The following is a 12,671-nucleotide window of genomic DNA, read 5'->3' as shown; positions in this document are numbered from 1 at the left end:
TTTAATGCTATTTAAGCAGTGAATATTGTGTCAGCTCCGCTGACTGGGGCTGGCTGCCCCGGGAGAAAGCTGTCAGGCCGGTACGGGCAGTATCTTTAATACCGTATGGACGGAGCAGATTAATCAAAGCTTCAATTTTTTCTGGTTTGCCTGTTACCTGCACAGATAAGCTGTCTTTACTGACATCAATGACAGAGGCCCGGAACGGCTCGATAATCCCCTGGACTTCATTGCGTACCCCGGCGTTACTGACAATTTTAATTAATGCCAGCTCCCGGGCCACAATAGCTTTTTCTGATAAGTCTGTAACTTTTAATACATCAATCTGCTTATTGAGCTGCTTCGTAAGCTGCTCCAGCTTTCGGTGATCTTCCACGTCAACAACGAATGTCATTTTGGAGATCCCTTCCTGTTCCGTTCTTCCTACCGAGATACTCTCGATATTAAACTGTCTTTTGTGCATAAGACCGGTTACCCGGTTTAGTACACCACTTCTGTTTTGAACAACAAGAGTTATGATCCGTTTCATGGTTTCACTCCTACCATATCGTTAATACCTCGTCCAGGCGGCACCATAGGGAAGACATTTTCCTGCTGGATGACCCGTGCATCGATAAGGACTGGTCCGTTATAGCTCATTAATTCACCAATCTGTTCTTCAAAATCTTTCTGGGATTCTATTTTTACTCCACGGATACTATAACTATCCGCAAGTTTTACGAAGTCAGGCTGACAGCTGACAAGTGATTCAGAATACCGCTCTTCGTAAAACTCTTCCTGCCACTGCCGCACCATACCGAGAGCCTGGTTGTTAAGAATAACAATTTTTACCGGAAGGTTGCGTTCCTGAAGGACGGAAAGTTCCTGAAGCGTCATTTGAAAACCGCCGTCACCAACGATAGCAATGACATTCTCTTCCGGACAGGCAAGCTGGCATCCAATAGCAGCAGGAAAACCGAAGCCCATTGTACCGAGCCCTCCGGAGGTTACCCACCGGTCGGGGCGGGTGAATTGAAAATACTGGGCTGCCCACATTTGGTGCTGTCCAACGTCTGTCGTAACAATCGCATCTCCATCAGTAGCTTCGTATATCTTTTTAACAGCCCACTGCGCTGTCATTCCTTCCGGTGGATTGTTAAACCATAGAGGGTAGGCGTCTTTGTTATAGTGAAGTTCTTCCAGCCATGCCTGATGATCTTCCGGTCCGCTCTCCAGCTGGCGCTCCATTTCCTGAAGTGCTGCTCCTGCGTCGGATACAATAGGAATGTGTGTGGGCACGTTCTTGCCGATTTCAGCAGGATCTACATCAATGTGGGCCACTACCGCATTTTTAGCAAAATGTTCAAGATTTCCAGTGAGACGGTCGTCAAAGCGGGCTCCGATATTTATAAGGAGATCGCAGTCGGTGATAGCCATGTTGGACGTATACGTGCCATGCATACCGGCCATTCCGAGGAATAATGGATGGTCCCCGGGGAATGCCCCAAGTCCGAGCAGGGTAGACGTAACAGGAATGTCGAAACGTTCTACAAGTTTTTTGAGAGTGTCCGATCCGCCTCCGTGAAGGACACCTGCGCCTGTCAGAATAAGAGGCTTTTTTGCTTTTTTCAGTGCTTCTCCCAATTTTTTAATTTGAATCGGGTTCGGCTTGAATGTCGGATGATAGCCCGGCAGGTGAAAAGGTGACTGATCGGTTTCAAAACACGGTTTGGCTGAAATATCTTTCGGGATATCGACAACTACTGGTCCCGGACGGCCGGTGGATGCGATATGAAAAGCTTCTTTTATAATTCTTGGAATATCGTAGGAAGACTGAACCTGGTAATTGTGTTTCGTAATAGGGGTGGTAATTCCCATAAAATCTGCTTCCTGGAAAGCATCCGTCCCTGTTACGTTTGTAGCTACCTGTCCGGTAATAACTACGAGAGGAAGAGAATCCATCATGGCATCTGCAATACCTGTTACAAGGTTGGTGGCTCCCGGGCCGGAAGTAGCAAGTACTACGCCGGCCTTGCGCTTAACACGGGCATAGCCTTCTGCTGCATGGATAGCTCCCTGCTCGTGGCGGGTCAGGATGTGTTCAAATTCCGCTTCAGAACGGTATAAAGCATCATATATAGGAAGAACAGCTCCACCTGGATAGCCAAAAATCGTTTCTACCTGCTGTTCAATAAGTGCTTCTACAAGTACATCGGCACCTGTCTGCATGGAAGCTGCGGCTGACTTTTTTGGTGTTACTGTTTTTTCTGTTTTCATTTCCTGAACCCTCCTCAGTAATTTCAAAAGAAAAAGACCCTTCTTCCCACTAACGCTGTCACTGAGTGCGCAGCTGTTAAGCGGGGAGAAAAGTCTTTGTTTTCACGGTACCACCCGGTTTTACAGCATCCTCGCGGATACTGCCTTAGGAAGCCTTTCAAAAGGCTTCTTTTTGATAACAGGTGCAGGCACCTGACTTTACCTAGGCAACGATGCGTTCAGTAAAGCACTCAAGGATGATGTCGGACTGAGCTGCATTTCCGGGCTTCCACCATCCCCGGATCTCTGGGAATGCGATCCCTCAGACCTTTATTCCTATCATCGATTTATGATTTTAAGTTTTAAACAGCATCTGCTTTTTCTGCAGGATAGCACTGGACACCGTCTTTCATGACTGCGTTTCGAAAGGCAGTAAGAAGATGCTTTGTAACTTCACCCGGTCTGCCGGTTCCGATTTTTCTGCCGTCAACATCGATAACTGCAATTACTTCTACTGCTGTGCCGGTGAGGAAGACCTCATCGGCCGTATAAACATCATGTCTTGTAAAAGGCTGTTCGCTGATCTGATAACCGTTTTCCGGGGCAATATCGATAATTGCATTACGGGTGATGCCTTCGAGTGCACCCAGATAAACGGGAGGGGTGAAAATTTTATTGTTTTTTACAATAAAAATATTATCAGCAGAGCCCTCTGTGACGTAGCCTTGATCGTTCAGCATTAAAGCTTCATCGACACCGGCCTGGTTAGCTTCCAGTTTTACGAGAATGTTATTTAAATAATTCAGTGATTTGACCTGAGGGCTCAATACGTCGGGCCGGTTACGGCGGCTCGCCACCGATCCCATTTTAAGGCCTCGTTCGTAAAGTTCCTCCGGGAAAAGAGATAATGATTCTGCGATTACAATAACGCTGGGTTTGGAACAGCTTACGGGATCAAGCCCAAGATTTCCTGTTCCGCGGGAGACGACTACACGTATATAAGCGGTCTCAAGTTGATTTCTGCGGACTGTTCCGATAATAATTTCTTCCATTTCCTCCTTTGAGTATGGAATATTCAGCATGATGGACTGTGCTGACTGATACAGCCGGTCCAGATGCTCACTGAGCTTGAAGATATTGCCGCTGTAAGCGCGGATTCCTTCGAAAACACCATCGCCGTACAGGAAGCCGTGATCAAATACAGAGACAAGAGCTTCTTCTTTTTTTACGAAATCATTATCAAGATAAATCCACTGACTGCTCATACCGTTCGCTCCTTCCTTTGAAAATTTCAACCCAGCGCTTGCCGAAAAGTTGATGTTGAAGCCTATCTTACTCCGATGGGACAAGTCCGTCAACAAGTATTTGTGAAAAATTCTCACATTTCAAAACAGTCAAACATTAAGAAATCGCTTACAATTCTGTCATGTCCGTAATAGTGGAATATTCAGACTATTTGTTAATATTTTTAAAGCGCTTTCATAAATGTCAGTTTCCAAGCCTGAAATTGTAAATTCCAGGCTGGGGAAGAGAGGTTATTAGCTTAAAAAGTAAAAAGAGGATCTTTATGGAGGTTTCAAGGTATTAATCCTTTCGACAGTTGAAGCAAATTAGTATTCGAGAGTTTCAATGAGAAGAACCTTTATTATTTATTTCTTCCTATAATTGCCATCATTCGTCCAGTTTTTCCCTGATCCCGGCGATGAGAGAAAAACAAGTCTTCACTGCAGCTTGTACAGTAGGAGGAAACATAAATATGATCCGGCGGTACGCCTTCCTCGATCAAAAGCCGGTAATTTGCTTCCTTAAGCTGAAGGCGGTACCGTCCTTCTTCTATTTTTTCGTAAGGCTTCCAGTCAGGGAGTGTTTCCTCGAGGGAATTGATAACATGGTCATCCACTTCGTAGCAGCAGTGGGAAATGGAGGGCCCGATTGCGACATGAATAGTTCCTGGATGAATGTTTTCCATCTCCTGCCAAAGGCGCACCATTTTTCCTGCAATATTTTTGACTGTACCTTTCCATCCGGCATGTGCTATTCCTACTAAGCCTTTTTCCTTGGAAAGAAAGTATACAGGAACACAGTCAGCAAATCCAAGTGTCAATAAAATATTAGTTTCGGATGTGTATAGAGCGTCAGTTCTTTTGATAGTGTCTTCATAGGAGCGGGCGCCGCTGCCGGCGAGAGGAGAGCTGACTTTAACAATTTGGTCTTCGTGTATTTGCTCAGCTGCAGTCCATGTTGAAAGGTGCCAGCCCAATTTCTCACCCGTCAGTTCCCGGTTTTTAATAACATTATTTTCATCGTCATTTACATGAAGACCGAGATTATTCGTATGGTATGGAAAACTGCTTGTTCCTCCATTTCTAGAAGAAAAAGCGGCGGTCAATTCCGGGAATTTTTCTTCCCACTCGTAAAGATGAAGAATATCATTTTGTAAAATAAATGGTTCATTCATGATGTAAAAGTCCTCTCTCTTAAATTGAAATTAACGATTCGTTTTTTTCGGAGTTTCATCTTGTTTTTGTTCATGTTCCTCCTGAGTTTCAAACATTTCGTATACTTCAGGCTTTTCTTCTATCTGGCGGTTGCGGCTGGCCTTTTTGAAACGATAAACGGTGAAGGAGGCAATCATAAACATTACTGCCATAAACAAATAAGCATATCCCATCATCGGATCTCCAGGATCCGGAAATTGAAAATCAAGCATTTTTCAGTCTCCTTTCTGGTATGATAATCAAAAATTTCTGCAGTTATAGTGTCTGAGTGTTTTCTACTTAAGTATAACAAGCCTGAACTGATTATGACGAATAGAAAGGTTACGATGTTTTGACAGGTTTCGGAGAAAGAAAGCAGGCAGCAGCTCCAAGAACAGGGAAAACAAGAGACAGGAGAAGTATTTCCTGATAGCTTCCAAATATATCATAGGCAATTCCGAAGGGGAGAGGCCCAAAGGCAGATCCGATGACCATAACAGTAGTAGCTATGCTTTTTATTTTACCTATATGACGTCTGCCAAAATAGTCAGGAAAAACAATTGAGATACATATTCTTTCAATGCCGCCTGTCATCCCCCAGATTAAACCGAAGATAACCGCCATCGTAAATGACTCAGTAAATATAAGAACGATAATAAAAATAAATTGTCCTGCAAAAACGAAAGCAAAAACAAAATGAACTTTTACTTTTTCCAGAACAAAGCCTGCCAGCATCGTGATTGGAAAACCGACCGCTGCCATAAGACTGAGAACAAAGGCGGCTGTTCCAATACCAAGTCCACTTGTTGTCATAATAGAAACCAAATGAAAAGTAAGACCGGTGTTAATCATGGCCGGGATTCCAACGCATAACAGGAGGAGCCAGAACTGTCTTGTTCGAGCTGCTTCCCGAAGAGTCCATGAAATGTCTTTGGTCTTGCTTGCCGAGGCAGAAATTTCGGGTGTATTGCCGGCATTGTCGGGTTTGAGACCGATATCTTCAGGCTTATTTTTCATAAAAAAGAAGACGAGTGGAACAAAAATAATTAATATTGCACAGCCGAGAATCCGCCACGTCGTTTCCCAGCCAAATGATGTAATAAGCCAGGCGTTTAGAGGTGGGAAAAGAGTGGAACTTGCAAAACCACCAAGCATCATAAAACTGAAAGCCCGTCCTCTTTTTTGTATAAACCACTGCGGTATGAGCGTGTTCGGAAGAAGGGTCATCGAGCCTTGACCGAGGAGCCTTATAAGAAAAAAACCTACAAAAAGCATCCAGGGACTTACTACAAAGCTGTTCCAAATACACGCACCGGCGAGAAGCACGCTGACTGTTAAAGAAACACGACGCTGACCGAATTTGTCTATAGTGGAACCTACAAAAAACAGAAGGAACCCCGCTGCAAGCGTAGCTCCAGAGTATATACCGGAAACGAGAGACCTTTCCCAATTGAAGTCCATAATATAAAAGTCAATAAATACAGAATTGGCATAGGTCTGGCCGGGTCCCGAGAAAAAAAGACTGAGAGCACCGAGGGCTACTATATACCATCCGTAAAAAAATTCTTTTTCCTTTGAATGAGCCAAAACAACCAATACTCCTTAAAAATAATTTATTTTAAATCCGAAGCTAATTAAAATGGGAGGATAGAAAATATATGTATGAAATTCAGTGAGACTCTCCACAAGGGGAGGACCCGAAATTATGTCAGTTTTTATAATTGTACCAAATATATTGAAGTACAAATAATAATATCCGGATGAAGCTGTTCATAACGTTTTACGAAGGTTAAAATAGCAGAAGGAGGGGATAAGCATGGAACCGATCGCTGTTCACCCATATTATAAAGTAGAAAGAGAAGTTACTCCTATTGAACAGAAAAGTATAGAATATGAACGGATGCTCTACCTTTATGAAGATAAGCTTGTTACTCACCGGAGAGAATTTCCGGCGGAGCAGATTTTCGATATTTCCTACAGGGAAATCAGACATGGAGAAGCCCTTCTTTATCTCCATACAAGCAGAGGGGTATTCTCCTATACGATTAAGGAAGATCCGTCTGAATTTATTAAAGCTTTTAAGGAGCTGGAAAAAAGAATTCTTGCGCGGGAAGCCGAAAAATATGATTAACTGGAAGCTGCCCCGGATCGTCTTAATCGATCCGGGGCAGTTTCTATACTTATAAATACGCCATCGTGATAAAATACTGGATTCGCTTTATTAATAAGGGGAAACAAATCGATTCCTGGATTAGTCAATTTCCAGCGTTTCAAGCTCTGTTTTAAGAAAGTCTGCGAGCTCTTTAATGACATTTTCGGAAAAATCGAAGGAAATACCTGCTTCCTGATATATTTCAGGTAATGACTTGGAAGAACCGGCTTTTAAGGCTTTTTTGTAATTCGTGAGCGTTTTATCCGGGTTTTCCCGGTAGTTTTTATAAATCTGCAGAGCTCCCAGCTGAGCAATGACGTATTCGATAAAGTAAAATGGAACTTCAAATATGTGAAGAATACGCATCCAGGACCGCTCTCTCCAGTGCTCAAAACCTTCCCATTCAATATGCCGGGCATCAAATTCCTCCTGCAGCTCCCTGAACTTTTTAAGGCGTTCTTCTTCAGTATGGGCAGGATTTTCATACATCCAGTGTTGAAATTGATCAATGATTACTCCCATAGGAAGAAAAGACAAAATATCGCGGAAGTGGTTTCGTTTTGCCTGGCGGAGCTCTCTGCTGTCTTCATAATAATAACCCCAGTAATCCATTGTAAGCAGTTCCATGGACATGCTGGCAAGTTCGGCAGATTCCATCGGTGTTTCTTTGTAGTCTGCAAGATGGAAATGTTTAGACAAATCATTGTGAATACAATGTCCCATTTCGTGAAGTATCGTCACAACATCATCATGGGTACCGGCAGCATTCATAAATATAAAAGAATAACCGGTCACAGGAAGAGGGGTGCAGAACCCCCCCGGTGCTTTTCCTTTCCGGGCAGTTAAATCAAGCATTTCTTTATTATCCATCGTGCGAAGAAGACTGGAAAAATGCGGGTCGAGGTGCCCGAATATACGTGCAGCTTTATCGACGAGTGTTTCCGGATTTGTAAATGGTTTCAGGGGAATTTCGTCAGGACCTGTACCGCGTGCATCCCATGGACGATATTCATGAAGGTGCAGCTCTTTTTGATGACGCCTCTGCGAAGCAGTTTTTAAGGGAGTAATATGCTTTTTTACAGCTTGAGCAAGCCGGTGACAGTCTTCCGGTGTATAATCGAATCGCTCGTACTCTTTAAACATATAATCCCTGTAGTCTGTTAATCCGGCGTTAAGTGCTTTTTTATGCCGGATATGGATAAGCTCTGTCATAATCTGCTGGAGGTTTGATTCTTTTTCTTTAAAAGCTTCTTGAGAGAGTGTCATTGCTTTCTTTCTCATTTCACGATCCGTACTTTCGAATAAGGGGGAAAGTTCACTTAAAGATTTTTCTTCTCCTTCCCAGTCTACGGTCATATTTCCGGTTATTTCGAAATAGTCGGATGTGAGCCGGTCTTCCTCAATTTCAAGCTGAATATTTTCTTCACGGAATAATTCCTGGGAATTTCTTTTGCGTTTCAGAAGCTGATGGTAAAATTCCTGCGGGAGTTTCTTCAGAAAAGCAGAGGCTAACAGTTTTTCATCCAGCAGAGCTGTATATTTTTTTCGAAGAGGTTCAATATATTTCTGATCATATTCAAATTGTTTTTTCATTTCCGGAGAGTTACTCAGGCATTGAAAATCAATGTAGTGACCTGACAAACCTTCTTCTATTTCCTCTTGAAAACGGGAGACCCTTGTAAGCCAGTCCTCCAGCTGTGTAACAGAGGAAATGTTTTCACCGAGAAGTTTTTCGTACCCGGCTTTAATTTCCTCGGTGTTTTGAAAATCCAGTGTCTCCTGGTAATACTTTGTCATCCAATCACTCCTTTCTCTTTCTTTATAGCACAAACTTGAATGTGGGAAAAGCAGCAGTATGTACAGCAGGGAAGAGGTGGGCTGGAAAGAAATTTTTAATCATCTTACTTCAGCCGATGGATGACTTCAGGGCGATAAAGGCCAAGGCGGGAAACGGAGGAGACAAAAGGAATTAGCTGAATCCGGACCGGGCGGAAAGCGTTCCGAAAGGCGAAAGCAGGGTGCCGTACACAAAAAAGACCGGCTCAAAATGAGCCGGTCTTTTTAAAAGTTATAACTATTAAGGAGTGTCTACGATTGTAACTTCAAGGTTCTGTCGTCCGAAGTTTACAGCATCGCTTCTTTCAGGCATAAAGAGGTCAATCTTGTTGCCTTTAATTGCGCCACCTGTGTCACCAGCTACAGCTGTACCGTATCCTTCAACATGTACAGTGGAACCTAGTGGAATGACGTTAGGGTCTACTGCGATAACTTTCTGGTTAGGATTGCTTCGAAGATCAATACCTGTAGCAGTTACACCGGAGCAGCCATTACAGAAAGCTGTGTAGGCAGTAGCTTCTACGTTAAGAGTTTCGCCTTCCGGCTCGCTGGAAGTAGACTGAACGTCTTCTTCTTCCTCAACAGCCTCTTCGGCAGCAGCTTCTTCTTCAGCAGCAGCCTGTTCAGCTTCTTCCTCAGCGGCGGCTTCTTCAGCAGCAGCAGCTTCTTCAGCGGCAGCCTGCTCGGCAGCTTCTTCCTCGGCAGCGGCTTCAGCGGCAGCTTCTTCTTCAGCAGCAGCCTGCTCAGCTTCTTCCTCAGCGGCAGCCGCTTCAGCAGCAGCTTCTTCTTCAGCGGCAGCCTGTTCTGCAGCTTCTTCCTCTTCAGAAACTGTTTCTTCTTCAGCAGCTGTTTCTTCTTCTGCAGCTTCTTCTGAATCTTCAGAAGCTGTCTCTTCTTCTACAGGTTCTTCAACATTTTCCGGAGCTTCTACACCTTCAGAAGAACCGTTTTCTGCAACTTCAGCAGAATAGTAAAGCTGGGCGTACATTTGAGGTCCGGCAACTCCGCTGTCAGCCTCGATATCGTACTCATCCTGGAAAGAAGCAACTGCGTCTTCTGTAATAGGACCAAAAATACCATCAACTTTGTAATCATAATAACCAAGAGAAGCAAGCTTTTCCTGAAGTTCTTCTACGAGGTAACCTGTATCACCTTTAGAAAGCTCAGAAGCAGCACCGATTGTCTGGATGCCTGCAAGGCCGTCTACAAGTAGGTTGTTATCTTCCTGGAAAGATCGCACGGCTTCTGTTGTTTCAGAAGTATAAGTGGACTCAACATCTGTATCTAGATAATCCTGCTCGGCGAGCAGTTCATTTAGTTCTGCAACATGTGAATGGTCTTTACCTTCAAATAGTAGTTGTTCACCAAGCTCGGCACTCTCGTCAGCACTCGCTGCGTTACCGCCTGCAAAAAGAATTGCGCCTGCTGCTACTGTGGAAATGCCTAGAGACTTGAAAGAATATTTTTTCATGGTTTAAAAACCCTCCTATACGATTGTTGCGTTTTGCTCAACGAGGCTAATACTATCAGCCACACAACAAAGGTACAAGTGGATTTCATGTTATTTAATATACTGATATCATATTGTCACAGCTTGAAATCTGTTTGTCATAAACAAGAGATTCTTACACACTTCGACATCTGTTTGTAAACTCTCTGTAGAGAACAGACATTTCAATTAAATCAATGTAACGGTCGTTTATCCGCCGGTAATCCCGGAGTCTTCCATCAATATGAAAGCCGAATCGCCTATAGATGGATAGGGCACGTTCGTTATCCGCAAATACTCCAAGACCTACGCGATTCAAATTCATTACAGAAAAAGAATGGTATAAAAGTTTTTGTAATATTATAGGCGTTATTCCGAGGCCGCGATATTCAGGAGCGATAAAAAGTTTACCTATCCGTGCTGAACGGTGGTAAGTATCTATTTTTCGAAGAGCAGCATGGCCGCACGGCTTATGATCGGATGACCATATACTGTAAATTTCAGCATCTGATTCCCCGGCATAATGCAGGAGCTGCTTTTCATCTATTGGGAAGGTAAAAGTTATGCCTGACCAGAGGAACATATCCTCCTCACTCCCGGCGTTAATCCATTTGATCAGTTGGGGAATGTCGTCAGTTGTGAATTTTTTGAAATAAATCATTAGCAGTTTCCTTATCGTATGTTTATGTAAATTGTTTCTTGAAATGTTCAGTACGCAAATCGGTTAATTCCTCGTCCATTTTATAAAACTTATCAGCAGAACACTTTCATTATCAGCTGTATTTCCGGCGGTTTCGGGACGGAGGTTTATACCAGGTAGTGAATTCCCTTCGTTCTGAAAGGTGACTGCACCGCCTGTCAAAAAGCTGCACTTTGTTATGAGTGAGTAAATACTTTAAAAGCTTCCGGGTGATCTTCAAAGTAAGTTTAACATTTGTGTATCTGTAAGCACAGGCAGTATTTTATATAAATTAATTGTGCCGGTCATTATCAAATTGTAAAGAAGCAGGTGAGGATATTAAAAAGTTGAGGGAGGGCCCGTCAGTTGGTATGATAGAAAGCGGAATTTATGTTTATTAATAAGCTTTTTAGAAAAAGCTATATACAAAAAAGGATGTGCAGTAAATGATTCAAAGAAAATCCAAGAGAGAGATCGAGCTCATGAAAGAAGCAGGCAGGCTCGTAGCAAGTATTCATAAGAAAATAGCGGAGATGATAGAGCCGGGCATTACTACAAAAGAAATAGACGATTTTGTTGAAAAAACATTGAAGAAGCACAGGGCGGTTCCGGCCCAGAAAGGGTATCAAGGGTACGAATTTGCTACATGTGCTTCGATTAATGATGAAATATGCCATGGGTTCCCGAGAAGAGATAAACTCGAAGAAGGGGACCTTGTAACAGTGGATTTCGTTGTAGACTTAAACGGCGGGCTGGCAGATTCAGCCTGGACTTACGAAGTAGGGGAAGTTTCCGAGGAAATCAAACAGTTAAATCGTGTCACAAAGGAAGCTCTTTACAAAGGAATTGAAAAGGCCCGTCATGGAAGCAGAATTGGAGATATAGGGGCAGCTATCCAGGATTATATTGAACCTTACGGATACGGGATCGTCCGGGATTTTGCAGGCCACGGGATCGGTCCAACGATTCATGAAGAACCAAATATTCCTCATTATGGAACTTCCGGCAAAGGAGCCCGCCTCAAGGAAGGGATGGTAATTACAATAGAGCCGATGATCAACACCGGACAATGGCAGTCCAAGATGGACAGTAACGGCTGGACAGCAAGAACAAAGGACGGTTCGATCTCTTCTCAGTACGAACATACTCTGGTTATTCAGAAAGGGGAGCCTATTATTACAACGGATCAGGATCGGGAAGATCTTCTAAAACTATAAATTATACTACAGGGAGCTGATCTTTGGCTCCCATTTTAAAAAAAGATACTTATTAAATAACAGCTGAAGGTTTTTCACGGCGCTGCTTCTGAAAGTCGATAGTTATCGCTTAGAGGCAGCGCCTGTTTTTTGATTGAAGCTATGTTGAAGTTTGCTGACGCCTGGAGAAAAACTTCGCTTTCTATCGGCGTCTGTAAAGCTGTAAAGAGCCGCAGCGACTTTCCAAAACAGCCAGGAACTTTAGCAGAGACACCATTATAAAAGAAATAAAAAGGTTCTTTTTCAGTGAGTCAGCCTCTTATCCAACCAGAAAGAACAGCCTTTTTATGCTTTGTCCTTTTTCTGTGAGCTGTAGTGAACATGGGGGGCTCCTAGGCGGTAAAGGCCGGCCGGAAATGGCCGGTCCTTACTTATCTGCCTTATTTTCTAGGCAGCCTTGATTAAAAATCATAAGGATTTGGGCTGTGTTTAGAAGTTATGCAGAGTGTTATTTATTATGCCTGAGCTTCTGAACTTCAATAAAATGATTTAAAACAGGCCTGTATTGTAATATATTAAGAAGTATAGAATGTTACAAAGGGGAGAG

General features: G+C 43.2%; 12 protein-coding genes. 3 read left to right on the top strand and 9 right to left on the bottom strand.

The annotated features are described in order from the left end of the window. Positions 1-7 precede the first annotated feature (7 nt). The 6 genes from ilvN to C6Y45_RS08415 all read right to left on the bottom strand — a co-directional run bounded on the left by ilvN (position 8) and on the right by C6Y45_RS08415 (position 6,299). A complete protein-coding gene (gene ilvN / locus C6Y45_RS08440) occupies positions 8-529 on the bottom strand; it encodes an acetolactate synthase small subunit (protein WP_107584798.1) in 522 nt (173 codons plus the stop codon). Continuing rightward, entirely contained in the window at positions 526-2,256 is a 1,731-nt protein-coding gene (ilvB, locus tag C6Y45_RS08435; protein WP_107584797.1) for a biosynthetic-type acetolactate synthase large subunit, read from the bottom strand. Before ilvB ends, ilvN begins: the two co-directional genes overlap by 4 nt. A 341-nt stretch (positions 2,257-2,597) precedes the next feature. Beyond that, positions 2,598-3,500 (bottom strand): branched-chain-amino-acid transaminase, encoded by a 903-nt coding sequence (gene ilvE / locus C6Y45_RS08430; RefSeq protein ID WP_107584796.1) that lies wholly within the window; start codon positions 3,498-3,500, stop codon positions 2,598-2,600. A gap of 380 nt (positions 3,501-3,880) precedes the next feature. Further along, positions 3,881-4,693: a peptidoglycan editing factor PgeF gene (gene pgeF, locus C6Y45_RS08425; RefSeq protein WP_107584795.1), complete on the bottom strand. Its 813-nt coding sequence runs from the start codon at positions 4,691-4,693 to the stop codon at positions 3,881-3,883. Positions 4,694-4,723: 30 nt separating this feature from the next. Then, positions 4,724-4,945, bottom strand: coding sequence for a hypothetical protein (locus C6Y45_RS08420; protein ID WP_107584794.1), 222 nt, complete (start codon positions 4,943-4,945; stop codon positions 4,724-4,726). Positions 4,946-5,054: 109 nt separating this feature from the next. Next, positions 5,055-6,299 (bottom strand): MFS transporter, encoded by a 1,245-nt coding sequence (locus C6Y45_RS08415; RefSeq protein ID WP_107584793.1) that lies wholly within the window; start codon positions 6,297-6,299, stop codon positions 5,055-5,057. A 229-nt stretch (positions 6,300-6,528) separates the two neighbouring features. Between C6Y45_RS08415 and C6Y45_RS08410 the strand changes: the two genes are divergently transcribed. Continuing rightward, positions 6,529-6,843: a hypothetical protein gene (locus C6Y45_RS08410; RefSeq protein ID WP_107584792.1), complete on the top strand. Its 315-nt coding sequence runs from the start codon at positions 6,529-6,531 to the stop codon at positions 6,841-6,843. 120 nt (positions 6,844-6,963) lie between these two features. Here C6Y45_RS08410 and C6Y45_RS08405 read toward each other — a convergent pair whose 3' ends face one another. The 3 genes from C6Y45_RS08405 to C6Y45_RS08395 form a co-directional block, all read right to left on the bottom strand. After that, complete coding sequence (locus C6Y45_RS08405; RefSeq protein WP_107584791.1) at positions 6,964-8,661, bottom strand: M3 family oligoendopeptidase; 1,698 nt, start codon at positions 8,659-8,661, stop codon at positions 6,964-6,966. 280 nt (positions 8,662-8,941) lie between these two features. After that, positions 8,942-10,171: a peptidoglycan-binding domain-containing protein gene (locus tag C6Y45_RS18105; protein WP_107584790.1), complete on the bottom strand. Its 1,230-nt coding sequence runs from the start codon at positions 10,169-10,171 to the stop codon at positions 8,942-8,944. A gap of 154 nt (positions 10,172-10,325) precedes the next feature. Next, entirely contained in the window at positions 10,326-10,850 is a 525-nt protein-coding gene (locus C6Y45_RS08395) for a GNAT family N-acetyltransferase (protein ID WP_107584789.1), read from the bottom strand. 464 nt (positions 10,851-11,314) lie between these two features. Here C6Y45_RS08395 and map point away from each other — a divergent pair, with 464 nt between their 5' ends. Beyond that, positions 11,315-12,085 carry a type I methionyl aminopeptidase gene (map, locus tag C6Y45_RS08390; protein ID WP_107584788.1) on the top strand — a complete coding sequence of 257 codons (771 nt, stop codon included), beginning with the start codon at positions 11,315-11,317 and terminating at the stop codon, positions 12,083-12,085. 129 nt (positions 12,086-12,214) lie between these two features. Beyond that, positions 12,215-12,346: a hypothetical protein gene (locus C6Y45_RS18100; protein WP_281260603.1), complete on the top strand. Its 132-nt coding sequence runs from the start codon at positions 12,215-12,217 to the stop codon at positions 12,344-12,346. Positions 12,347-12,671 lie beyond the last annotated feature (325 nt).

Source organism: Alkalicoccus saliphilus (assembly GCF_003044065.1).
Lineage (GTDB): Bacteria > Bacillota > Bacilli > Bacillales > Salisediminibacteriaceae > Alkalicoccus > Alkalicoccus saliphilus.
This window is presented reverse-complemented; position numbering and strand designations above follow the sequence as displayed.